20 protein-coding genes, 1 tRNA gene and 1 pseudogene are annotated in these 25,523 nt (G+C 41.5%); 9 read left to right on the top strand and 13 right to left on the bottom strand.

What is annotated here, in order from left to right; translation table 11 throughout:
* The first annotated feature begins 171 nt into the window (after positions 1-171).
* A complete protein-coding gene (locus tag ED557_11790) occupies positions 172-3,297 on the top strand; it encodes a T9SS C-terminal target domain-containing protein (GenBank protein ID RNC83371.1) in 3,126 nt (1,041 codons plus the stop codon).
* 74 nt (positions 3,298-3,371) lie between these two features.
* On the top strand, positions 3,372-3,557 hold the full coding sequence (locus ED557_11785; protein RNC83370.1) for a hypothetical protein: 186 nt from the start codon (positions 3,372-3,374) through the stop codon (positions 3,555-3,557).
* Between the two features lie 253 nt (positions 3,558-3,810).
* Here ED557_11785 and ED557_11780 read toward each other — a convergent pair whose 3' ends face one another.
* The 9 genes from ED557_11780 to ED557_11740 all read right to left on the bottom strand — a co-directional run bounded on the left by ED557_11780 (position 3,811) and on the right by ED557_11740 (position 14,246).
* Positions 3,811-6,282 (bottom strand): carboxypeptidase-like regulatory domain-containing protein, encoded by a 2,472-nt coding sequence (locus ED557_11780; protein RNC83369.1) that lies wholly within the window; start codon positions 6,280-6,282, stop codon positions 3,811-3,813.
* A 102-nt stretch (positions 6,283-6,384) separates the two neighbouring features.
* Entirely contained in the window at positions 6,385-7,671 is a 1,287-nt protein-coding gene (locus tag ED557_11775; GenBank protein RNC83368.1) for a TRAP transporter large permease subunit, read from the bottom strand.
* Positions 7,671-8,084 carry a TRAP transporter small permease gene (locus ED557_11770; protein ID RNC83427.1) on the bottom strand — a complete coding sequence of 138 codons (414 nt, stop codon included), beginning with the start codon at positions 8,082-8,084 and terminating at the stop codon, positions 7,671-7,673. The genes ED557_11775 and ED557_11770 overlap by 1 nt, the downstream gene beginning before the upstream one ends.
* 49 nt (positions 8,085-8,133) lie before the next feature.
* Positions 8,134-9,087: a TRAP transporter substrate-binding protein gene (locus ED557_11765; GenBank protein RNC83367.1), complete on the bottom strand. Its 954-nt coding sequence runs from the start codon at positions 9,085-9,087 to the stop codon at positions 8,134-8,136.
* A gap of 44 nt (positions 9,088-9,131) precedes the next feature.
* Positions 9,132-9,785: a bifunctional 4-hydroxy-2-oxoglutarate aldolase/2-dehydro-3-deoxy-phosphogluconate aldolase gene (locus ED557_11760; GenBank protein RNC83366.1), complete on the bottom strand. Its 654-nt coding sequence runs from the start codon at positions 9,783-9,785 to the stop codon at positions 9,132-9,134.
* Complete coding sequence (locus tag ED557_11755; protein RNC83365.1) at positions 9,782-10,819, bottom strand: sugar kinase; 1,038 nt, start codon at positions 10,817-10,819, stop codon at positions 9,782-9,784. Before ED557_11755 ends, ED557_11760 begins: the two co-directional genes overlap by 4 nt.
* A gap of 2 nt (positions 10,820-10,821) precedes the next feature.
* Positions 10,822-12,225, bottom strand: coding sequence for a glucuronate isomerase (locus ED557_11750; protein ID RNC83364.1), 1,404 nt, complete (start codon positions 12,223-12,225; stop codon positions 10,822-10,824).
* Positions 12,222-13,430 (bottom strand): mannonate dehydratase, encoded by a 1,209-nt coding sequence (gene uxuA, locus ED557_11745; protein RNC83363.1) that lies wholly within the window; start codon positions 13,428-13,430, stop codon positions 12,222-12,224. Before uxuA ends, ED557_11750 begins: the two co-directional genes overlap by 4 nt.
* Before the next feature lie 3 nt (positions 13,431-13,433).
* A complete protein-coding gene (locus tag ED557_11740; GenBank protein RNC83362.1) occupies positions 13,434-14,246 on the bottom strand; it encodes an SDR family oxidoreductase in 813 nt (270 codons plus the stop codon).
* Positions 14,247-14,362: 116 nt separating this feature from the next.
* Between ED557_11740 and ED557_11735 the strand changes: the two genes are divergently transcribed.
* The 3 genes and pseudogenes from ED557_11735 (at position 14,363) to ED557_11725 (ending at position 16,128) form a co-directional block, all read left to right on the top strand.
* A tRNA-Arg gene (locus ED557_11735) sits at positions 14,363-14,435 on the top strand.
* A 234-nt stretch (positions 14,436-14,669) separates the two neighbouring features.
* Positions 14,670-14,954: a hypothetical protein gene (locus tag ED557_11730; protein ID RNC83361.1), complete on the top strand. Its 285-nt coding sequence runs from the start codon at positions 14,670-14,672 to the stop codon at positions 14,952-14,954.
* 28 nt (positions 14,955-14,982) lie between these two features.
* Positions 14,983-16,128 (top strand): annotated as a pseudogene (locus ED557_11725) (hypothetical protein).
* 101 nt (positions 16,129-16,229) lie between these two features.
* On the opposite strand, the gene ED557_11720 reads toward ED557_11725, so the two are convergent.
* Both ED557_11720 and ED557_11715 read right to left on the bottom strand, forming a co-directional pair.
* Positions 16,230-17,861, bottom strand: coding sequence for a sodium/glucose cotransporter (locus tag ED557_11720; protein ID RNC83360.1), 1,632 nt, complete (start codon positions 17,859-17,861; stop codon positions 16,230-16,232).
* 93 nt (positions 17,862-17,954) lie between these two features.
* The gene (locus tag ED557_11715) at positions 17,955-18,242 is read right to left on the bottom strand and encodes a hypothetical protein (GenBank protein ID RNC83359.1); all 288 of its coding nucleotides are present in this window, start codon (positions 18,240-18,242) and stop codon (positions 17,955-17,957) included.
* 170 nt (positions 18,243-18,412) lie between these two features.
* Between ED557_11715 and ED557_11710 the strand changes: the two genes are divergently transcribed.
* A complete protein-coding gene (locus tag ED557_11710) occupies positions 18,413-18,898 on the top strand; it encodes an SPOR domain-containing protein (GenBank protein RNC83358.1) in 486 nt (161 codons plus the stop codon).
* Between the two features lie 168 nt (positions 18,899-19,066).
* On the opposite strand, the gene ED557_11705 is transcribed toward ED557_11710, so the two are convergent.
* Entirely contained in the window at positions 19,067-21,094 is a 2,028-nt protein-coding gene (locus ED557_11705; GenBank protein RNC83357.1) for a hypothetical protein, read from the bottom strand.
* Positions 21,095-21,507: 413 nt separating this feature from the next.
* On the opposite strand from ED557_11705, the gene ED557_11700 reads away from it, so the two are divergent.
* The 3 genes from ED557_11700 to ED557_11690 are packed head-to-tail and all read left to right on the top strand — an operon-like array spanning position 21,508 to position 24,010.
* Positions 21,508-21,849 carry an anti-sigma factor antagonist gene (locus tag ED557_11700; GenBank protein RNC83356.1) on the top strand — a complete coding sequence of 114 codons (342 nt, stop codon included), beginning with the start codon at positions 21,508-21,510 and terminating at the stop codon, positions 21,847-21,849.
* A gap of 10 nt (positions 21,850-21,859) precedes the next feature.
* The gene (locus ED557_11695) at positions 21,860-22,282 is read left to right on the top strand and encodes an ATP-binding protein (GenBank protein RNC83355.1); all 423 of its coding nucleotides are present in this window, start codon (positions 21,860-21,862) and stop codon (positions 22,280-22,282) included.
* A gap of 6 nt (positions 22,283-22,288) precedes the next feature.
* Complete coding sequence (locus ED557_11690; GenBank protein RNC83354.1) at positions 22,289-24,010, top strand: hypothetical protein; 1,722 nt, start codon at positions 22,289-22,291, stop codon at positions 24,008-24,010.
* On the opposite strand, the gene ED557_11685 is transcribed toward ED557_11690, so the two are convergent.
* Positions 24,007-25,518 carry a lytic transglycosylase F gene (locus ED557_11685; GenBank protein RNC83353.1) on the bottom strand — a complete coding sequence of 504 codons (1,512 nt, stop codon included), beginning with the start codon at positions 25,516-25,518 and terminating at the stop codon, positions 24,007-24,009. The genes ED557_11690 and ED557_11685 overlap by 4 nt on opposite strands.
* Between the last annotated feature and the right edge of the window lie 5 nt (positions 25,519-25,523).

The following is a 25,523-nucleotide window of genomic DNA, read 5'->3' as shown; positions in this document are numbered from 1 at the left end:
TCACTTATCACCTTTCTCCTATCAAAAAGCTACAAGGCACAGACGCTCAGGAAGCTCCACAAATGTCCGATTTGTTAGTGTTTTTGTCCGTTCCGTAGCAGCTTTTGTCCGGTTTGTTACTGCTGCTAACCCCAACTTATGGGTACTTAAATATTCTCGAGGAAAAGAATCATGAAAGAGACAGAGAACCGTCCATTAGTTGTTATTGAACCCCACCGAAAAGTACACTCCTTATATACATGGCTTTCAAAGGTAACCGGCCTGGAAGCATGCTGGATAGAAGGAGCAGACGACCAACACCGCCCGCTTTGGGGCTTCATCAAGCGAATCGCCACACATAAATTTGTAGTAGTTAGCCGAAGGCTAGCTCTTGCTTCGCTACTGCTCTCCCCGCTGCTAGTATCCTCTCAGGCTTCGGCGCAAACATCCGTAGATCTTTCTGATTTAGATGGAACTACCGGCACCACATTTAATGGGGTAGACTTTTACGATTATGCCGGTAGATCCATAGCAACCGGTGATATCAACGGAGATGGAATATCCGATCTTATTATCTGCGCAGCCTTTGCGGATCCGAATGACTACAGCAATGCAGGAGAAACTTATGTGGTCTTTGGTCAAACTTCCGCCTTTACTTCTTTGGTAGGGCTAAGCTCCTTAGATGGTAGTAATGGCTTTACCCTGAATGGCATTGATGCAAACGATCAAAGCGGTAAAGCGGTAGCTTCGGGTGATATCAACGGAGATGGCATTGACGACGTGATTATCGCCGCACCCTATGCGGATCCGAATGGTAACAGTTCCGGGGAAACTTATGTGGTATTTGGACAGAGTAGCTTTAGCGGATCTTCGTTGATCGAGCTAAGCACCTTAGATGGCAGTAATGGCTTTACCCTGAATGGGATAGATGAAGGCGATGAAAGCGGTAAAGCGGTAGCTATCGGCGATATCAATGGAGATGGCATTAAAGATATGATTATCGGCGCACACCAGGCAGACCCACCAAATGGGACTAGTTCCGGGGAAACCTACGTGGTCTTCGGGCAAACCTCCTTTGATTCTTCCATCGATTTATCCTCCCTGGATGGCAGTAATGGTTTTACCCTGAATGGGATAGATGCAGGCGATGACGCAGGTATTGGCGTTGCTTCCGCTGATATTAATGGCGATGGCATTGGCGATGTGATTATCGGCGCAGTCTTTGCGGATCCGAATGGTAACAGCAGGGCAGGGGAAACCTACGTAGTATTTGGCCAGTCCACGACCTTTAGCTCTTCTTTCGAACTAAGCTCCTTAGATGGCAGTACTGGCTTTACCCTGAATGGCATTGATGCAAACGATCAAAGCGGTAAAGCGGTAGCTTCGGGTGATATCAACGGAGATGGCATTGACGACGTGATTATTGGCGTAGATAGAGCAGACCCTAACGGGACTAGTTCCGGGGAAACCTATGTGGTCTTCGGGCAAACCTCCTTTGATGCCTCCATCGACTTATCCTCTCTGGATGGCAGTAACGGATTTACCCTGAATGGGGTAGGCGCAGGCGATCAAAGTGGGTTCGCTGTGGCCTCCGGTGATGTGAACGGAGATAGGATTAATGATGTAATTATTGGCGCACCAATTGCAAATAACACTGCCGGAGTTAATCTTTCAGGGATGACTTACGTGGTATTTGGGGACACGACTACCTTTGATGCCTCCATCGACTTATCCTCCTTAGATGGAGACACTGGCTTTGCCTTAGATGGAACATATACTTCCGGTTACGGCAGCCTTGCCGGGTACTCTCTAACTTCCGGAGATATCAATGGAGATGGCGTTGACGATATGATTATCGGAGCGACCGGTTTTGCTAATTATTCAAGTTACGGTAAGACCCATGTATTTTTCAATAGCATTTCCGAGGCCGTCACCGGGGACGAGGGCTTCCGGACCCTGGCCGCGCCTAGCAATGGCACCGTGTTTGATGAACTCCTGGGAGGCTTCTGGACCCAGGGCTTTACCGGCTCTGATGGCCCCTCAGGCGATGATAATGTATGGGTCTGGGACGAAAGCGCCCAGGACTGGACGGGCTTGAGCGACCAAACAACAGATAGTCTATCCGCGGGCAATGGGTTCCTGCTCTACCTGTTTAGTGACGATGATTTTGATGGCTCTGCGGAAGGTTTCCCGAAATACATTGCCGCCAATCAGTATGGCGGGGACGGGAGCGTCAACTCCGGCAGTGTGACCCCGGTTAGCGATCTCGCGGACTCCGACTTCTTTTTTGCGGGGAACCCTTACTTTTATCCCATTGACTGGGACCTGCTTACCAAGAGCGGGCTCTCCGAAACCGTGTATATCTACGATGATGCCAACTCCACCTGGCAGACCTGGAACGGCTCAACAGGAAATATTACCGATGGGGAAATAGGTGCCTTCCAGGGCTTCTTTATCCAGGGCTCCGGGGGCAGTGGCTCGCTGACCATCGAGGAAGCAGATACTGTGCTTACCACGGTGAGTGTACTGAAGAGCGTGGACACCGAGCCTAAGGCCTTAAAAATCCACGCGGAAGCAGGTAGCTTTTCTGCCGACGCCTGGCTTTCCTTCCAGGAAGGAGGGGAAGTAACCCGGGATGCCTTCGACGGGCTTGCCCTCACACCACTGGCTTCCAGTTATCTAAAATTGGCTACACTCTCCAGTAATAATGAGGAGCTGCAGATCAACGCCCTGCCGATAGACTATCAGCAAGAACTTCGTATACCGCTGGATTTGTCCGGGGTAGGTACTACTTCTTCAGCCGAAGTCACCTTCGAAGGACTCGAACTGTTCGAAGACTGGACGATCACCCTCGTAGACCTGGAGACAGAAGATGTCGTTGAGGTACCCCACGAGGAACCCCTCACCCTTGAAATCCGAAGCATTCAAGCGAAAGAAACAGGCACCATGCCTGCTACCCTGGCTGCCCCTAAAGCAAAGGCTGACGGGCACCGCTTTGAACTTGTCCTTACTCCGGTAGTTGGAGTAAACACACAACCCGACCCAAGCCTGCCGGAGCAAATTACCCTTGCGCAGAACTATCCGAACCCCTTCAACCCTGGTACGAGGATTCTGTTTGAGGTGCCCCGTGCAGGCCGGGTTTCCCTGGAGGTCTTTAACCTGGTGGGGCAAAAGGTAGCCGAACTGGTGAATGAACAAAAGCCCGCAGGGCGCTATGAAGTGAACTTCGATGCATCCTCACTTTCCAGCGGGATATATGTATACCGGCTAACTACCGGAGGACAACAATTAACCCGAAAGATGACGCTTATTAAATAATAAGGATAAGTGACAGGTGATAAGTGAGGCGCATCCCTCACCTCTCACCTGTCTCCTATCAAAAAAACATAGACATGAACTTCCGAGCAGTATTCACCCTTTTCGCAATCGCAGTATTCATCACCGAGCTGGCTACGGCCCAGCCAGGACTACCCGGGGCCCCTGACCAGGCGCCTATCGACGGCGGGCTTGGGCTGCTTGCAGCAGCAGGCGGAGTGTATGCGTGGAGAAGGCTTCGCAAAAAAGCTATCAATGAATAGCCCCTTCCTGCCCACCCTCGCTGAGATTGCTTCTCCTGGCTTTCGCCAGGATCGAAATTGTATATGTTAGATAATTCAATGACAACGCTGAATACTGGGATTTCATGAATCTATACAAAATGTTCTATTTCAGGGTCTTAAGAAATGGCTAATATTTATTTCCATCGAGCTAGTTAAAGATCCTGAAACAACTCCGCCTTCCAAAGTAATATTCGGCGGAAGGGCTCAGGATAACTTTTTAAATGGGAATTGTTTAAAACAATCGGGCAAAGGAAATACCAGGATATAATCCCGGCTTATCCACCCGGTACGCTAAATCTACCCTGAATAAGCTAAAGATATTACTTATAGAAAAACCTACCTCACCATGCCATTCATTAGTTGAAGTCGGTAAATAGCCCAGGTTTGCATTAAAGAATTGCTCCTGCTCATTTGGGATCCATGTTCTACCTATCCCTCCAAAAGCAATTAGGCTTATCCCTGATTTAGCTGACTTTCTCCATCCCAAAGCTTCAAAAGGAATGGATCTAAAGTTATGCTCTGCGTGAAGAGTTGCATAGCTAGCTCCTTCAAATGGGATATATCTTTTAGATTTAAATGCGCCAAATGGGGTAAAATAACCTAACGCAGCATCGACAGCTCCATTTCTTTGTACCGGTAAATCTCCTAGATAGGTTCCGGCATTAAGTCTTAGATCAAGTGAATTCGGTATGAACCTTCTTTTATAAAATGTGCTATATCTGCGATACACATCGATCTTAAAACGGGTAAAATCCCAGTCACTTCCCATCGCTTTTAGAGATTGCTCTACACTCAACATTACGTTGTCAGCACCAATTACCCCCAGAGCTTCTTTGCCTTCCCCTCTTTCCATTCTTAGTTCAATAGAACTTAAAGTTCCTTCATTAATCGGTGGGTTTAGTCGCTGAATCGTTGAACTACCAATGATGTCATAACTGGTTTTGAAATCAATCGATTGATGATCCTCAAGTCTATATTTGAAAAAATAGCGGGTTCCAAATGATCTCCTTGGTCTAAACCTGGCTCCTACATAAATCCCTTCTCTTCGGTAATAATCAAAGTAATCTTCATACCCAAATAACGACATCCCACTAGTGAAAACCATTCCATACAAATCTGATTGATACCTGGTGTCAGTAGTAAATTCATATCCAGCTTCAACCGCAAATCGCCTTGTTTTTTTAAGTGGCCACCAGGAGACATCTATTCCATGGTTAAGTTCCTCGTATCCAGTACTAAAGCCCAATTTGGTTGTGGTCTCTATTCTCCGATTTGCGAAGCGTTTCTCATGTTTAAGCCCCGCGTATACCGCATCTACCCGATTGAATCGGGCATCTACTGCAAGATCATTCATAAATTTTTTAACCGGACCGGGTTCTTTTCGAACACGCCTTGTTCTTGTTGACGAACTTGTTGCCAGTGTTGAATCAGCCGCGATCTCAGCTTCTGTACAATTTCCTCTCTGCCCTTCATCGTCCCCATCATCAAGATCCATGAACCTAACCAAAAAGCCTTTGGGACGAAATTCTTCTTCTAAGCTGGTATTACATTTAACTGTGGCATAAGCGTATTCTTCTTTTGCAGATAAAGGAACCACATCTACGGTATTCACGAATAAAGAATCGGATTTACCAATCGTAGAAGAATCTACTCTCATAAAATTGAACTGCTCAAAAATGGAATCCGGAAGTGCGCTATTTACTTTATAGTCGTTTAATTTTGAAATCTGCTTGAAGCCAATTGGGGGAAATTGAAGTCCTGGCACTCCGATTTTTATGGAGCCTTCCATTCTGAAATCTACCGGGAGCCAAAAATCTCCTCCAAAATCACTGAATTGTTGCTCATAATAGAGATCAAAGTTCCTGATGGGAGGAGGAAATACAATGACCGAGTTTGGTTTTAAGCGAACAGCTATAAGTGCATACTCGTGATCTAATACAAAGATGGTTCCTTCAAAAAGGGGTTGGAGTTTTCTTTTTGAAGTCACGTTGATTTCAAAAACTATATCATCATCTATTTTAGTGAAATCTACCAACTCAAAGTCATAGAACTTTAGGGCATCAGGATGAGTCACCCCTACTACATCGAATTCAACGATCTCTAGGTTATCGTCATAAAAATTGGGTAAATAACTTACCCCGGCAAAATTATCAGCACCTTCAATATTTGCAGTCTGCCGTTTTGATTTAAGAATTTCCCGGGTTCCTCTCTCTTTATCCCAAAATGCTTCGGAAATACTTTCTGTAATAGAAACGATGCTCGTGTCCTTCAAAATCTGTTGTCGGGTATAGGCATCTACCTGATAAGTGCTAAGATTGGCTCGCCAGATTTGTTTCCTTCGAATCACCTCTTTCATGATAGAAATTGCCGGATCTTCACCCGTTACTGTTATTTCATCAAGTTCCAGGAAGGCCTCTTTCATATAAAAATCGAGTGGGCTTTCATCGGCTGATGATATAATCTGCTCCTGGCTTTCATATCCTAAAAAACGTACCACAATAGTTGCAGGAAAGGTGTCTATTCTTAAACTGTACTCACCATCAGCATTGGCAATGGTTCCTTGATAGGTTCCTTTAATAATGACATGAGCCGCAGGGAGGGGCTCGTTAGTTTCGGCATCAACAACCTTCCCCGAGATCAGTTGTTGAGCATATAGTGATGTACCCTGCGTAACAAGGAGAATAACCCAAAGAAATTTTTTCATATTCCTTTTAAAACTATGAATTTAAAAACGATCGGTTTACTGAATAAATGAAGTATTGTTTCGGCTATATATGGGTACTAACCCAAAACTGAAAGTGTTTTCTCAATTAAGGAGATTTGGTAAAAATAAACTCAGTTGTGGAACAAATGTTATAATCAAAAGCACAACCAATAATACAATAAACAGCGGTACTAACGGCTTGATCACTTCTTCTATTTTAACTTTTGCTACTGAAATACCTACAAAAAGAATGGAGCCAACCGGGGGGGTACATAAACCGATACATAAGTTCATAACCATTATGATCCCAAAATGAATTGGGTCAACACCAAGGTCAGTCACTACAGGAAGAAATATTGGGGTGAAGATCAGTACAGCAGGAGTGATATCCATAAACACTCCAACAAAGAGTAGCATCAAATTGATGATGAGCAGGATGAGAATTTTGTTCTCACTGATTGTGAGTAGAAATGAACTCAAATCCTGAGGAATGTTCTCGAACGAGAGTACCCAGCTCATGGCAATAGATGTACTTACTAGAATCAGGACAATAGATGATATTCTAACCGTTTCAAGAATCACATTATGGAGATCGGCTATCTTAAGCTCTTTATAAAAAACCATCGACAACAACAGGGCATATACAACTGCAATAGCAGAAGCTTCAGTTGCTGTAAAAATCCCGCCAATAATTCCTCCCATCACCAACACTAATAAGAATAAACTCGGAATAGCATTAGTAAAGCTCTTTACGATGTCTATCAAAGAAGAAGTTTTTTCTCTAGGTAATCCTTTTTTTAATGCATACACATATCCGACACCGACCAAAGCTAATCCCATCAGTAAGCCTGGTATATATCCTGCCACAAAAAGGGCGGTTATGGAAACTCCTCCACTTGCCAGACTATAAATGATTAACACATTACTTGGAGGTATTACTAACCCGGTAGTACTGGAAGCAATATTTACCGCAGCACTAAAGGGTTTAGGATAACCTTCATTTTCCATTTTAGGAATCATAAAACTACCAATGGCGGAAGCAGCAGCAGCAGCACTTCCCGAAATTGCTCCAAACAACATGCAGGCCACTATGTTCACATAGATCAATCCTCCGGGAAGTACTCCAACAAGAGATCGTGCAAAATCAATGAGCCTCGTAGCTATACCTCCCCTATTCATCAATTGACCTGCCAGGATAAAAAATGGAATAGCCAATAATGAAAAACTATCTAAGCCCGTAGCCATTCGTTGTGCGATTGTAGCAAATGCTATCATAGGCTCCATACTCAGGAGCAACGTGAATATGCTGGCTAAACCGATGCTATAAGCGATGGGAATTCCAAGTGCCAGCAGGATTAAAAAGCTAAGAACGAGTATAAGCACCTCCATCAATCTCTCCCTTCTTTAAAGAATGAGATTAAATTCGCCACCGAATAGTAGCACATAATAAAACCGCTGAGAGGAATTACAAGGTATATATACCCCATTGGAATTTGTAAGGTAGCGGAGAGCTGCTCTAGCGCCAGCATTGTAGTAACCAGGTAAATCCCGCCAAATACCAACACACTAAGAGAAAAAAATAAAACCAGGCTATTTTTTAGAACAACATTAGCTGTAGCATTCATCTTCTTTGAAAGCAGGTCAATGGCTATGTGCTCATCCTTACCGGTTACATAGGCCGCCCCCAACAAGGACAACCAAATAAGTAAATATCTTGCCAATTCATCGGTGAATGAACTGGGATCCTGAAGTACATATCTTGAAAATACCTGCCAACAAACATCTATGACCAATACAGACATAAGCAGTACTAATACATGCTTAAGGCTTACGGTGATATAGTGTGTTAGCTTATTCAAGATCCTGGATTTGAAGGTATAATTCTCTTACTAATGGGTCTTCTGTTAGGCGTTCAATGAGTTCCTTACTCGCTTCTTTAAATGGTTCTTTGTCAGGATAAATTACTTCCACACCAGCTGCTTTTACAGCATCCAAAGATTCCTGTTCTGAAATCTCCCAAAGCTCGAACTGTAATTTTCTGGAAACATCAGCTGCTTCTTTCACCCAGGCTCTTTCCTGTTCATTAAGTTCTTTCCACGTTATCTCGCTAATTACAAGTATGTCGGGAATGGCGGTGTGTTCATTTAATATGTAATACCTGCACACCTCATAATGTCGGGTCAGATAAAAGCTTGGGGGATTGTTTTCGGCACCATCTACTACTCCTTGTTGTAAAGCACTATAAAGCTCCCCAAATGCTATTGGTGTGGCTGAAGCTTCGTAACTGTTAACCATCTGAATTGCTGTGTTGCTCTGCTGAACACGGATTTTTAATCCTTTTAGGTCCGATGGTTTTTCCACTAACCGATCTTTAGTGTAAAAGCTTCTTTTACCCGAGTCATAATAGCTCAGCCCCCTGAGATTATAATCTGTACTACTGTTCAGAATACGCTGTCCAATTTCTCCATTTAACACTTTTAGACGATGTTCATCGGTAGTAAACAGATAAGGAATGCCAAATACCTTGTATTCAGGTGAAAAACTCTCTACTACAGCGGCCGAGGATTTCGTCATATCGATTGAGCCAAGCTGCACTAACTCCAATAGCTCTCTTTCTGAGCCTAATTGCTGATTTGGATAAATTTGAATAGTGAGTTTTCCCTTGGAAAGCCTGTCCAGTTCTTCACCCATTTTAACCATAGCAATATGCACAGAGTGATTAACATCAAGACCATGTGCAAGGCGCAGCGTTTTAGATTGCTCCTTCTCTGAACAAGAACTGTTCAAAAATGCCAACAACAGCATGGCTAAAAAACATTTATTGATGATGATATGAGCTTTACTGCTGATCAATTGGAAAAGGAGTTAACCATCGTTTTAACTTGTGAAATCTTATCTACCAGTTTCTGAAAGTTCTCTGGTTTTATACTCTCACTATCAAACAAGCTTGAACCTATTCCCACAGAGAATACTCCTGCATTAAACCATCCACTTAGATTTTCTTGAGTTGGCTTAACCCCACCAGTTGGCATTAATTTTAAATGAGGACAAGGCCCTAAACAAGATTTAATGAACTGAGGACCTAGCACATTTCCGGGAAATACCTTTACTAATTCTGCTCCCAAACGTGTCGCGCTTATAACTTCCGTGAGTGTCCCACAACCTGGAACCCAGGGTTTGTTTTCAGTACCGCATAGCGACGCAACTTCAGGATCCATAATGGGCGAAACGATGAATTCAGCTCCTAATCCTAAAAAGACTTCAGCCTGATCTCTATTCATTATTGTCCCAGTGCCAAAAACCATCCCTGGAAATTTTTCCGACTCTTGAATGAGTTCTTTAAAGATAGCCTCGCTGTTTTCTCCCCGGTTTGTGAATTCGAAGACCCTCATTCCTCCTGTATAACATGCATTCACAACATTTACAGTTGTTTCTACATCATCATGATAAAACACAGGAATGACTGGAAATTCGGCAATCTTGGATAGCAGCTCTTCGCTCATCGGCTTACTCTCCCTGAACCATCGCCGTCCATCAATTTTTCTACTTCTTCTACGGTAACCAAATTTGCATCACCAACAATGGTATGTTTTAGACAGGATGCAGCTACAGCAAAATCCAGAGCTTTTTGATCATTCCCTTCAAATTGAAGAAGTCCATAGATCAATCCGGCCATGAAACTATCTCCTCCACCAACTCGATCTACAATATGGGTGATTTCATAGCTTTTGGAAGTATATACCTGTTCCCCATCATAAAGTATTCCCGCCCATGAATTATGTGATGCACTTTTTGAACCTCGTAAGGTTGTAATCACTTTTTTGGCTTTTGGAAATTTCTCCATCATTTGGATACAAACAGACTCAAAGGCTTTTGCAGTAACTGATGCTCCTTCGGTCACATCAACAGAAGTTGGGTGAATACCAAAGTGCTTTTCAGCATCCTCTTCATTTCCGAGAATGATATCGCAGTATTCTACAAGTGGAGTCATAATGGATGCTGGATCAACTCCATATTTCCAAAGCTTCTTTCGGTAGTTAAGATCGGTTGAAATAGTAACCCCCATACTATCGGCTACCTTTACTGCTTCCAGGCAAACATCAGCAGCGCTTTGGGAAATTGCAGGGGTAATACCCGTCCAATGAAACCAATTAGCCTCTTTGAAAACAGACTCCCAATCAATCATACCTGGTTTTATCATTGACATGGCAGAATTTGCCCGATCATAAATCACCTTACTCGCCCGGGCCACTGCTCCCGTTTCCAGGAAATATATCCCCAGTCTGTCTCCTCCCCTGATAATTTGATCTGTACCTACTCCGCGACTTCTAAGTACATTAATTGCTGAATCTCCTATCTCGTTTTTGGGAATCCTGGAAACGAAATCAACGGGTAACCCAAAATTTGAAAGTGATACTGCTACGTTAGATTCACCTCCTCCATATACAGCGTCAAAGGAGGTTGCCTGGGTAAATCTCTGGAATCCCGGAGGGGATAGCCTCAACATGATTTCTCCGAAAGTGATCACTTTTTTCATAGTTAAAACCCGAAATATTTTTTCGCATTGAAATAACAAACATTCCCGACTAATTCCGAAAGTAAGGACTCATCATTTGGTAAAAGCCCCTTCTCCACATCGTGTCCTATCAAACTGCATAATAAACGGCGGAAATATTCATGGCGAGGAAACGATAAAAAGCTTCTTGAATCGGTAAGCATCCCTATAAATGTACTCAACAAGCCTATATTGGATAAGGTATTAATCTGATTGGTCATCCCATCAAGTTGATCCAAAAACCACCATGCTGAACCCCACTGTATTTTCCCAGGAACACTCCCATCATTAAAATTACCCGCCATGGTAGCAAATACTTCATTATCAGCGGGATTAACATTATACAAAATGGACTTCGGTAAACTGTTGCTGCTATCCAGGAGATCCAGGAAGAATTGTAATGACTCGGCATGCTGAAAATCTCCAATTGAGTCTGTCCCAGCATCCCTTCCAATTTGGCTTAGCAACCTCGAATTCGTATTTCTTATTGGGCCTATATGAAGCTGCATTACCCAATTCTTATCATAATCCAGCATTGCAAATTGTTGAAGGAGAAAACCTTTAAACTGCTCTTTTTCTTGCTGGGAGCATTCCTTTCCTGCTAGCAGATCTTGAAAAATTGACTCGACCTTATTCTTAGTAAATGGCACAGCTGGGACTTTTGATAGCCCATGATCAGAAAGCATACAACCCACAGATTCGAAATAGTTATATCTTTGTTTAATAGCAGTTAAAAGATCATCCAGATTTGTAATCTCAATATTCGACTGTTCTTCAATCTCTTTTAAGTAGGCTAGAAAAAACGTCGAATCCTCTACTTCCATGAATTTGTCCGGTCGAAAAGTGGGTAGGAGCTTTAGTGATTGATTTCCTTCCTTGAATGCCCGATGCGATTCAAGACTGTCAACGGGATCATCAGTCGTACAAATCACCTCGACGTTCATTTTGTCTAAAAGTCCCTGAACGGCAAATTCTTCTGATTGCAGCTGATCCTTCGTCGAATCAAAAATGGATGCTGCGTTTTCAGGGGTCAGTAACTCATCAATTCCGAAGTATCTTTTCAATTCAAGATGTGTCCAATGGAAGAGAGGGTTTCTAAGCGTCTTGGGGACCGTTTCGGCCCATTTTAAAAATTTCTCTTTATCGGATGCCTCACCAGTGATGAAATGTTCATCTATACCAGCAGCCCTCATGGCTCTCCATTTGTAGTGGTCACCCTCTAGCCAAATCTGAGTCAGATTTTCGAATGCTCGGTTACTGGCAATATCCTTTGGAGAGAGATGATTGTGATAATCGATGATCGGCAGTGGTTTTGCTACTTCATGATATAACCTCCGCGCAACTTCTGTTTCGAGCAGAAAATCATCATGGATAAATGATTGCTTCATGATGCCGACCTCTCTATCCCTAATTCCAGGCCTCTCAATTCCGACAAACCCCGTAGTCTCCCAATGGCAGAGTATCCGTGAAAGGGTATTTCCTTGTTCAAATCGTCCAGCATTTGATGTCCATGATCCGGGCGATAAGGTATGGAAACATCCTTTCTGCCAACCGATTCTCTTCTTTTTGATTCTTCCACCAAAGCTTGCATAACCGCAAACATATCAACGCTTCCTTCAAGATGATTGGCTTCGAAGAATGTTTTTCCTTCTTCTCGTTGCACATTTCTTAAGTGAATAAAATGAATATGATCCCTAAGATTCCTGATGATTTGGGGTAAATCATTAGCTTCATTTGGGCCTAAAGAACCAGAACAGAATGTTATACCATTGCTGGGACTTGGAACTGATTCAACTAACCACTTTAAATCCTTTTCAGTAGATACAATCCTGGGAATCCCAAAAAGATTAAACGGAGGGTCGTCCGGATGACAACACATCTTAATCCCTAGTTTTTCGGCTTCGGGAATTACTCGCTCTAGAAAATAGACGAAGTTTTGCCTGAATTTTTCTTCATCAATCGCTGAATAGCTTTCGAGCAAATCTTTGAACTCTGCTAGTGAAAGAACAGTAGAAGTTCCGGGCACTCCTTGTAAAATAGTATCCGTCAGCTCTTCAATCTGGGCTGCATTGAGTTCTGAAAAATAGATTTCCGCCTGCTTTCTTTCTGATTCAGAATAGTCGTTCTCTGCTCCCGATCGTTGCAGGATAAATAAATCAAAGGCAACATAAGCTGTCCAATCGAAGCGAAGGGCTAGGGATTGATCTTCCATTTTAAATTTAAGGTCAGTACGGGTCCAGTCCAGCAATGGCATGAAGTTATAACACACGATAGTTATACCCGCACTACTCAGATTTTTTAAGGACCGAATGTACTTTTCTATATACTCGTCTCGATCATCTAAACCCTGCCGGATACTTTCATGAACATTCAGGCTTTCAACCACTCCCCACGCCAATTTCCGTTTCCTTCCTGTTTCTTGGTCTACTTCGATCAGCTCTTTTCTTCTTTGGATGTCTTCGATTTCCCAAAGCTCACCTACCGGAACTGAGTGTAGGGCATGTACCACACACGTTGCACCAGACTGTTCGATATCAGATAAGGATACCATATCGTTTGGACCATACCAACGCCACGCCTGGGTTAAACTCATCGTTTATACTCCACTGAATGCACTAAAGCCTCCATCTATGGCAAGTACTGTTCCTGTGATGAATCTCGCCGCCTCACTACACAGAAATAGAGATGCCCCCACTACTTCTTCCTTTTCTCCAAATCTTCCCATTGGAGTATTTTGAATGATCGTTTTTCCTCTATCCGTAAAACTTCCATCCCGGTTTGTAAGAAGCTCACGGTTTTGATCCGCAATAAAAAACCCTGGAGCGATAGCATTTACCCTGATTCCTTCTCCAAACTTATGAGCCATTTCAACAGCTAAGGTCTTTGTGAAATTTTCGACCGCTGCCTTTGAAGCTGAATAACCCATCACACGAGTTATTACTCTATCCGCAGCCATTGAAGAAACATTAAGAATTACCCCTTTTTTATTCTTTGCCATAACCTCTCCAAAAACCTGGCAGGGTAATACGGTCCCCATTAGGTTAAGGTCTGCGACTTTTTCAAAATCGTCTGTATCCAAATCAAAGAAGGTTTGATCTGGAGCGATGGTCGCTCCTTTTCGATTTCCTCCAGCTGCATTGACCAGAATATCAATGGAACCAAACCGGGAGATAATATCTTTTTTTACCTGTTCTAATTGCTCACGATCAAGCACATCGCAAGGCAAACAGTGTACTACTTTACTTTTCTGATCGTGAATTTCTCTTGCTTTGTCGCTAAGGGTATCAAGGTTACGACCTAAAATGACCACCTCTCCTTCCATCTCAGCGAACCCAGATGCGATTGCACCTCCAAGTACACCGCCTCCACCAGTAACAATTATAACCTTTTCTTTGAATGAAGAAGTCATCTAATAAAATGTTATCAAGTTAGTTTTTCCAAGATTTGAACCACCGCTGAGTCTACCATTTTTTTCGCTAAAACTCTTTTAAATACAAAGGCCTTATATTCTGTGCTATCTAATCAGACCCTGTAGTTCAACTGGATAGAATAGGAGCCTCCTAAGCTCTAGATCTGGGTTCGAGTCCCGGCGGGGTCACTTTTAGATTAGTATAAATAATAGAATATATTTCTTATATATGAATTAGTTATCACAAGGTTAAAGGTATAGCTGAAGATTTCCCTGACCTATCACATATATAAAGTATTCAGAACCTATATTTGTCTTTCTTAGTTCTGTAAGTATCTCATTTTCCTATGATTAAGTATAATAATAATGAAAAAGCCAACCCTTTTAATTATTATCTGCTCGAATATGAATAAGGTTGTTTGAATGCCACTACCACCAGAACAGATTGCTCGGAGAGATATAGATTTAGCTTTGCAGAAATCAGGATGGGTTGTTCAAAATTATAAAGCCATTGATTTTACTCTGGGTAAAGGTATAGCAATATGTGAATATCCCACTGATTCTGGGCCTGCTGATTACATACTTTTCGTTGACAAAATACCCATTGGTATCATTGAGACTAATGGTGGAATTGGAAAAATTTACCAACTATTTGGAAAGGAGATAGAACTGACTATCGAAGAGTTAAATAAGGAATTAGTAGCTTAATTAATTGTGAATCAATCGTAGGAAATAAATGACTAAGAGTAGGTCAAATCTAAGCTCACTTTCGAGTGAACTAATTTTTTTGAAAAAGAAATTAGATGAGCAAGTAGAGTCTTTTAAAATTGATAAATACCAAAAACCTTTAGATAGATTAAATGAGAGTTCTAATTTAGTTAGTAAGTCATGGTCTGGCTCTTGGATGGGCTATCATTCTCGTGTTTACTATAAAGAATTTCAACCACCACCCTCCGGAGCTCATTTTAGTAGTGAATGGGGACTATATGATAATATGGGTTACGGAACTCGAGGATATTGGAAGGAATACGATTTTGATGACGTACAGGAAGTAATTAAAAGAAATGCAAATTTCTCTGATTTCAAAGAGTACAAAGAAATATCAAAGTCTATAAAAAAAACTTTTGAAAATATCCAACCATAGGTAATTTCGATATTACAAACTGTACTTGAAGAAAAAGAAGATAGTTTTTTAAGTAAAATATTAGACAATGCTGAGCAAATAGAAATAGCCTCAACAAGTGATTTTATTCAGGCTATTAAACCTGCCGGAAAATTCTTTTCCAGAGACACTCTTGCTCTTTCTCAAGGTTTTAATGCACCACCCCATTTAGCAATCATTGCCGAAATCCTTGAAATTCAGCATCCAGCAGAGTGTAGTGAGAAACTAAGTAACCTTCTTCATCAAGCAGCTTCTCATATAGAGAGGTTGTCTACGAAGGGTAAAAAAGAAGAATTTATTGGTACAAATATTTTTATTGGTCACGGAGGTTCAAAAGAGTGGAAGAATCTCAAAGATTTTATTCAAGGCCGTTTGAATTTACCTTGGGATGAATTTAACAGGGTTCCAATTGCTGGAATTACAAATATTGCTCGATTATCAGAAATGCTAGATGCCGCCGCTTTCGCCTTTTTGGTAATGACCGCCGAAGATGAGCAAGCTGATGGAAGTTTACAAGCCAGAATGAACGTTATACATGAGGCAGGGCTATTTCAAGGAAAACTTGGCTTCAATCGTGCAATTGTTCTTTTAGAGGATGGGTGTAAAGAATTCACAAATATCCAAGGATTGGGACAGATTAGATTTCCAAAAGGGAATATTAAAGCTGTGTTTGAAGATGTAAGAGAAGTTTTAGAAAGGGAAGGAATAATAAGTGAATGAGACAAATTTTTAATTGGTTGTTCGAACTATACTTACACTAATGATAACAGACTATTAAGCACTATGACACTTAAAAAAAATAGTCCCGGCGGGGTCACTTCCTACCAGAACACTGCATATAAGAAGGCGGTGATTATTAATACCGCATAGGCTCCAATATTAAAGGTACTGCTAGTCTTAAAGGTCTCAGAAGTAGTAATGATGGCTTTAGGATCGTCATCATGAGGATTAGTAGTCAGGCTCACTCCCGCAATAATCACTATAGTTATGATCAGGGTGTAGAACATTTGATCCAGAAAGGGTAGTCCAACCTCTGGAATCTTAAGCAACAGAGCTACTACAATCGAGGAAAGCACCCCAACAATAGCCCCTTTGGTTGTGGTCTTCTTCCAGAATAACCCCATCATAAATACTGCTAAGATTCCGGGACTTACCAGGCCAGTGTATTCCTGGATGTACTGGAATACCTGTGGAACACTATTTAATTGTGGGGCAAGAAATACGGAAATAACAAGTGCTACCGCAGCTGTAATTCTACCCACATTTACGGTTTGCCTATCCGTAGCTTCTTTGTTGATATAGGGCTTATAAATATCCATGGTGAAGATGGTGGCAATGGAATTCAGCATAGAGGCTAATGAAGAAACAATAGCTGCTGCTAATGCTGCCACTACTAATCCTTTAAAGCCGGGGGTTACAAATACGCTAATTAACCATGGATAGGCTTTATCATTATCAATGCCGCCATCGGGTTTTGTAAATGCTTCTAGCACACCAGGAATGTTGGAAGTACCTTCAGGCTGGAAGTACAATACATAGGCTATGATTCCCGGAATCACAACAATCAAAGGAATGATCAGTTTTAGAATGGCTGCGAAAACAATCCCTTTTTGTGATTCTTCTAATGACTTAGCTGCCAATGTCCGCTGGATGATGTACTGGTTGAATCCCCAATAGTAAAGGTTGGCTACCCACATACCTCCCACTAGCACCGCTATGCCTGGAAGATTCTGGAATTCCGGATTCGAGCGATCCAGGATCATATGGAATTTGTCATCGGCTACATCATAAATATGAACCAGGCCATTTAAAATTCCTCCTTCCGGAGTTACATGATGAAGAGCAATTAATGTGGTTACCAGCCCTCCTAGCACTAGCAATGCTACCTGGATTACATCTGTCCATGCAACTGCCGAAAGTCCACCATATAATGAATACGCTGCTGCGATTAGCGCCAGTCCAATCAGGCAGATTACTAATAAGCTTCCATCTCCTGTTCCCCATATCGTATCAAGGGCTTTTGCTCCCAAAAAGATAACCGTGGTTAAATTCACGAAGATGAACAGAGCAATCCAGAATATGGCCAAAATGGTTTTCAGGGTAGTATTAAAACGGTGCTCAATGAATTCCGGAATGGTATAGAGCTTCTTCTCTATAAAAATTGGGAGCAGGTACTTACCGACAATGATTAATGTTACCGCAGCCATCCACTCATAAGAGGCGATAGCGAGACCTACGGCAAATCCAGATCCTGACATTCCAATAATTTGCTCGGCAGAAATATTGGCTGCGATTAATGAGGCTCCAATAGCCCACCATGGAAGTGATTTCCCCGCCAGAAAATAATCCTCGGCATTTTTCTGATGTCCGTCTTTGTCTCTTGAAACCCAAAGTCCAATACCTACAATCATTAGCACGTAGGCGACGAATACAATAATGTCAATAATTTCCATGAATAAGCCGATCGATTAGTTATGAAAGCCTCGGCTAATAAAAGGAATTATTTCTAATAAGTGAATTTTCTTAAGCTATTGAGCTATGATTACTTACTTGGAATCATTTTTCTTGAAAATGAGGCCTAAACCAGCGGTAAGAAGGGCTGCTCCTATAATGGACCATATGATTGGAAAAGGTTCTCCATCAATATGTACGGTCCATAATTGAGGAAATGCTAACTCTCTTGCAATCCAGCGCCCAATAATGGCACCAACAAAACCTACTGCCGCGGACATAATACATCCTCCGCTTCCTATTTTAAATCCACCTATGCTCTGCCCAATTCCACCACAGATTGAAGCAATCAGCAGCAATAACAGAAATCCCATAATTGACATGATATCGACGATTTAATTAGACCGTTAACGCACGCTTTCTACTATCTAAAGTTTCAAATTTTCTTCAATTTTTAAACTTTCGTTAAGTACAATAAGCATTTGGGAAACAGGAAGGTAAAATGTATGTTTAATGAATTAAAAACGGATTTAAATTTAATCATCTTACCCTCATGAAAAATATCAGCCTCTACACTTTGCTGCTAGCAGTTACTTTCATGACATTTACAGCTTGCGGAGAATCAGAAGCGGAACGTCAGGCTCGTGAACAAGCCCGGCTCGACTCCCTTCGACAAGTCGAACTCCAAAAGGTAGCTGAAATGATGGCAGCCCTTGAAGATAGTACTAATGCTGCGAATGAAGCAGAACTTGCTGAAGAAACTACCCCTGCTTATTCCGGATCAATCTCTGAAGAAGGTTCTTATGTAGTTCAGGTTGGGTCATGGAGATCCGAAGAAAAAGCTCAATCATTTGTAGACCAGTGGGCTGACCGAAACTACCCAAGTGCATATGTGATCAAAACCGGTAATGAAGAAACCGGGGATGTTTGGTTCAGGGTTCGGGTCGGTTATTTTGAAACGCAAGATTCTGCAAAAGAATTTGGTACTACACTAGCCACCGAACTCAATACTGGTTTCTGGGTAGCAAATAAAGATTAATGCCTCCCAAACTCTGAGTTTTTATAGTTGTTTATCTGCCAAGCATTTACGTAATTAGAGGCACGCTCAAGTAGCGTCTCTCTTGATGAATAGTCAGCCCATTACATCCGAAACATGTGATGGGCTATTTTTTTACCCATGACCTAACTATTCCTTAGAGAGAATTATTTATTTCCCGTTTCGAACCGGGAATCCCATCTGAGCCCAAACCAAAATACCTTCATCAATTATTGATATGTTTTCATAACCATTCCGCTTTAGGGTATTAAAAACGCGTAGTGAAGCGGCATGAGGACATGCGCAATAAATAACGATCTGGGTATCATCGTTCGGGATATCATTAACGAAGTTTTCTGGCTCTTCGTAGTAAGGTACCGGAATGGCTCCGGGAATATGCATTTGACGCCAGGCTACTTCGGATCGGGCATCGAGGATTACCATTTTCTTTTCCTCCTTAAGCGCTTCATTCACTTGCTCTGCTGAAACAAATATATCATCTCTTAGATTGAATACCGGGCTTTCGTTATCCGGATTGATAACATATTCTTCAGGAGAAGGGACAGTAACATTACTGGGTTCAGGCACATCCCAACCAGAGGCCCGACTCCTGAGAAAAGCAGTAACTGCATCAAGTTCATCATCACTTAAGCTGTCTTTAAAAGCAATCATAGGTGTTCCATCACGTCCCTCAGCTATTGCGTAACGAAGGAAATGGTCCGTAGCCGTAGCCAGCAACATTGGATTGCCCAGAGCAGGTGCAGTTACCCCTTCTCCTTTTTCTCCATGGCAGCTAGCACAGCTTTGGGAATAAATAGTTTCACCTTGTGCGATATCACCATATACAGGTTCTCTTGATACATCAATGGCTTCATCCACCTCGGCCTTCTCGTATAACCACTTCAAAAGTATTTCGATATCTATGTATTCTAAAGGACCTCCCTGAGTACTCAGATATCCAGCCATGGCTGTGTTTGACCGACCAAATTGAATGGTATAGCGCATAAAATTATTATTCTTGCTGGTAGCAAGAAGAGACTTCGAACGAAGAGAGGGAGCATTATCAGCAGCATAGCCTTGCCGGTTATCTCCATGACAAAGAGAGCAATACTTAGTGTATATATTAGCGGCATGATCCAGGGCTTTGGAATCTAGTTTTCCTCTTAAGCTCAACATCTCTGCCATTGCTTTCTGCTCTTCCGGTTCTTGTATAAATTCTAGTTGAACACCAAATGCTTGATCCTGAGAAATTGTGATCAGGCCATCGTTAATATTTGCCGCGCCTTCTGCAAGGGTGCTTTCAAGAAAACGGGATGTAGAATCTAAATCGCTTACTTCAAAACGTATCGCAAAAACTCCTTCTCCTCGTTCTTCTATAAATTCGTTGAGTACTTCATTATCTCCCGCAGCAACTAAATGAAGCTCTTGATCTCTAATAAGCTTATACCTCACCATGTTCTCATCTTGTTCAAGAACTTCGAAACCCATTTGCTGGAATTCTTCGTTTGCAGACTGAAGATCACCAACAGCAATTCGTAAGGCTGATATTCCTACCACACCATTCGGGTGATTTGCTGACATTCTTGTATAACTGTAATAGGTTCTCCATTGATCGCTTGCTGCTTGATAATCAAAGGTTGTTTTTTCGATAAAACGAGGCAGATGTGCGGGAGGAGTATCCGAATCAAAATCGAGGCTTTTTCGATTAGGCCCACCATTATCTCTGGACCATCCATCTGCTTCCACGGTAGTGCGGTAGGCTTTGATTGAATCCATATCAAAACCTTTTGAACTCAACCATCCCGAAGTAGAATCGACTGAGGAACTGGAAAGAGAAAAAAGACGAATACCTTCATTAGATGCTAAATAGTTATTGATAAAAGAAGGAACCGAACTTTGTTCTACAGTATCATTGACCGAGAGAAATTCAAAATTCGTCATATCTCCGAATGAAATAGATGAAGATACGGAGCCCTCAAACCCTCCTTTGGAAGGATTGCCCCGTACATTGAAACCAAGGGTATTCTTATAGTGGCTAATGGTCTCTTCTATATCATTTACCAACAAAGTAGGATTGTTTATCCCATAGCCTTTGCCTAGTAAAAAAGGTTCTTCTTTATTATTGAGCTCACATGTAACAAGTAACATGGTTAAAGAAAGAACGAAAAATGAGCTTAATTTTTTTCTGAGCGGATTCATGAATATGAGTTTTTTTGAATAATGAGCAGCTCTTTATTTCATAATGAAATTGAAACTTAATTGGTAAATCATATACTCTGTAGCGAGGTGAAGTATAAAATCTAATTTCTGCATTAAAGAAGAAAACCATTTTTACAAACCTTACTAGCTTCCGTATTTAAGTGCATAAATCCTTAGGATTCCTTCAATAGGATTGTAACAAAAAATGTAATTAAGAGACTGAAACACCATTATTGGATAGACCGTCTGTTACATCCGGAACGTGAGATGAGCAATTTCTTTTTTGAAAAAATTTTTTGAATCTTTTTTGAAACTCCTCGTACAAGGCTTGCCGGTGATTTATTTTTCTAATTCTCCGGTTTCCTTTATTATCACTAGTAGAAACACACCGAAAACATTTTAACTAAATAAAAATGAAAAATTTCAATATTGCTTTGCGGCAAGTTGAGTCCATAAGTGTGCTGGACATTAGTGGAGAATTGGATGCTCATACCGCTTCGCAGCTTGAAAACTCTCTCAAATCCCTTATTGACGAACAACGCTACAAGATTATCGTCAACTGTTCCCGATTAGAATATATAGCCAGCGCCGGACTTGGTGTTTTTATGGCTTACATTGAAGATGTACGAGGATTGGGAGGAGATATTAAGCTCACAAACATGAATGATCGTGTTTACAATGTATTTGACCTGCTTGGGTTCCCAACATTGTATGATATTCACGATGATGAACAAGAAGCAGTAGGCGGGTTTTAAGCAGTTAGAAGTGGCAGCAACAAATAACATATACACTTTATCCGTCGGTTCCTCGACAAAGCATCTTGCTGAGGTTCGGGATTTTGTTGCTGAACATGCTAAAGGCCTGGGCTTAAAAGAAAAAGAGATTTCTGAAATTAGACTGGCTGTTGATGAAGCTTATACTAATATCATTAAACACGCTTATAAAAATATACCTTCAAAACCTGTAACTATAGAGCTGGGCTCAAATACTTCTCAATTCTGGATTTCAATCCTGGATGAAGGTGAAAGCTTTAAGCCCGAAGAGTACCAGGCACCAGATATCCTAAAGAGAATTAAAAACAAGCAGAGAGGCGGAATGGGTGTGTTTCTAATCCAAAAGCTAATGGATCAGGTGCAGTACAACAGGAAAGGTCAGATGAATGAGATTCGAATGGTAAAAAACCTCTGAGGTGCCATGAGTTCTTCACCCTTAACCACCGAAGAGCGCCATAGTCGTTTCGAATTACGTACCCTTCTTGAAACGAGCCGCCTTCTCATTGAATCTCAGGATCCGGATTTTGTTCTAAACAACCTCCTTCTCATCACCATGGGAAAACTCCTTGTTCCCAAAGGAATGATTCTTATTCACAAACCCGGTGATGAAGCATATTTTGTATCAAAATCTAAAGGCCGAGGATGGCTTGGTGAAGAGGATGAACTTAAAGCGGAGTTCCCCTCTTCTGTTTTGGAGCAATCCGTTATTTATGGTGAGAAGTATGAAGAAGTGTTTACCACCATTGGTATAGAAAAAGAGAGTGTCCTTTTTAACCTGAAAACAAGCAACCATCATTTAGGTTTTCTTTGCCTTGGACCAAAAGGAAATAAACAACCTCTTACTGAGCATGAACTTGAATTCATTGAAAGTCTGAGTATCATTTCATCAGTAGCCATTGCTAATTCCAGAATGTTCCAGGAGCTACGATTTATAAACCGTAGACTGGATCGAAAAGTACACGATCTAAACACCCTACTGGAATTAAGTAAGGACTTTAACCTGATGGTCGATTTGAACGAGATAGCGAAATCCTTCAAATTTGCCATGCTTGGTCAAATGCTTATTCGAACGTTCTTTTTTGCATTAGATATTGACGGCCACAAAACCATTGTCTCAATAAGTGGCATTAAGGACGAACCTGCTCAAAAAGAGCTTGATCACTTATTTACACTTGATGACATTACTCATGTGAATGGCTCAGAAGGTTGTGGTTTTTTAGAAGAAAATAGTATTGAGCTATTGATAGGACTTCGTTTTCAGAATGAAAAAATAGGAATTGTTGGTGTTGGACCAAGAGCCACAAAGGAGGGCTATGGAGATGCTGAAGTCACCTTTTTGCAATCATTAGGGAATCTTGCATTACTAGCCATTCAAAAAACGCTCCTTCTTGAAGAGAGAATCGAGAAAAAACGCCTTGAAGAAGAGCTGAACCTCGCAAAAACTATTCAGGAAGGATTACTTCCTAATCCAATACCGGAAATTAACGGTTTTGACATCGCCGCAATTAATGTTTCTTCCAGGCAGGTTGGAGGCGATTATTTCGATTTATTGAAGCTTCAGGATGAAGGGCATTTATTAGCTATAGCTGATGTGACTGGAAAAGGGGTTCCTGCCTCCTTATTAATGGCAAACCTTCAATCAATGTTACATGCCCTTGCACCTTTAAGTGTGACACTCGAGGAAGCTTCTGGGCGTATTAATGATATCATCCACGAAAACACCCCCCCTGATAAGTTCATTACTTTCTTTTGGGGAAAAATCTCTAATGACGGAAAGAGATTTAAATATGTAAATGCCGGGCATAATCCTCCCATGTTATTCCGAGATGGACAAAAGGAGCCGAGTCTGTTAGAAGAAGGTGGTGTTATACTTGGAGCAATGCCTACCCTTATGCCTTATGAATGTTCAGAAATAGAATTTCAATCTGGTGACTTGCTCGTATTTTTTACGGATGGGGTAACAGAGGCTATGAATCCCGATCAAACAGAAGAGTATGAAGAGGAACGCCTGATAGAGTGTATCCAAAAAAACAAAGGGAAGTCTTCAGAAGAGATTATGCAGGCAATCATCGAAGACATCAACGTTTTCTCTGATAATATTCAGTACGATGATATTACTATGATCGTACTGAAAGTGAATTAATTCAGGGTTTTTATCCCAAATACTCCCTGAATATTTGCTGGGCGGGAATTGTTAAGAGCCAAAATAGCCTGGTATGTACCATAGCGATTCATAATTTCATTCACATACCTAACGGTCTCGATACCCCGACAAAAGCCATAACGAGCATGCTGATAATACCTTCTCTGCATGAGCTTAAGTAATGATTCTGAAACACTCTCCCATTCATTGGGATTTAAGTTTTGATCTATCGACAATCTGCGGGCATCTGCCAGGTGTCCCATACCAGCATTATAAGTTGCCAACGCCAATTGCCATTGATTTGTAGAATCCATGTAGGCATAATGCTCTAAGTGCGCTTTTATAATTCTTGCGCCTTCACGAATATTGTGTTCAGGAACGAATAATGAATCGAAAGGGACATCTGAAAATCTTGGCAGAACCTGCATAATACCAATCGCTCCTGCCCAGCTTTCCGATCTTGGATCAAATCTGGATTCTTGAGCAGCTATGGCAGTAAGCATTACCCAATCCAGATCAAATTCATTAGCTACAACCTGCATTAAGCTGTCATAAGGAGATATCAATCCATACTGATTACTCTGAAACTCAGGGCTAAAATAATCAGCAATCTGAGAACTACCCTCATAGTACTTCTTCCTAAGCACATTCAGAAATGCAGACCTTTTTGGCACTCCATTATCAGCATATTTAAAATGCTGATACAAGAACTGGTTCATCTTTGTAGTTAGATCCGAAGAGTTTTTTCTAACCGCCCATGCAATTTCATCGTTTTCTGCAATTATAGGTCCCCTTATCAAACCACTCATATATTTATTGCTGGCATAGAAAATATTATCATCAGCCACAGTAGCTTCATACACTCCATTCGCAACCTGGAATAGTAGGGTTTCGGTATCCATATCCTCTGAAACTACATTTATTTGGATATCAAACCCCTCATCCTGAAGCTTCTTTAATTCCTGAAAATATGAGCTATTCCTTCGAATCGTGATAGGGATCCCCGAAAGCTCAGAGATACTTTCTGGTTCTACACCCAGCCCTTCAGAAAGCACTATAATTTGATTAACCAGGTTATAGGGACGGGTAAAATTTACCAACTCTTCTCTTTCGTTAGTGATGGTATAATTTGCAGCAATCAAATCTCCTGCCCCACTGTTTAGAAGATCGTACGGATTTTCTCCTTCGGCAGGGATTATCACTTCGAGAGCCATGTCATTTTTTTGGGCAAACTCTTTTACCAGCTCGTACTCAAATCCTACCTGAATCCCTCTATACAAGAAATAAGATCCTGAGCTATAGCTAGTAATCATTCTGAGCACACCACTTTGTTTTATTTGCGCCAGATCACGATCAACTGGTTCATAAACTGTGGTGGTAAGAAGTTCTGGCTCTATCGTTTTATACTCTTTCTCCTTATCTAATGAGCAACTAACTAAGAAGAGAGCCAAAGAAAAAATGACTACTACTCTACTTTGTTTTAATGATATGTTATCTTTTACATCCATAAAAC

It is taken from the genome of Balneola sp., from assembly GCA_003712055.1.
Taxonomy (GTDB): domain Bacteria; phylum Bacteroidota; class Rhodothermia; order Balneolales; family Balneolaceae; genus RHLJ01.
The sequence above is the reverse complement of the archived record's forward strand: the minus strand, read 5'-3'. Positions and strand labels throughout refer to the sequence as shown.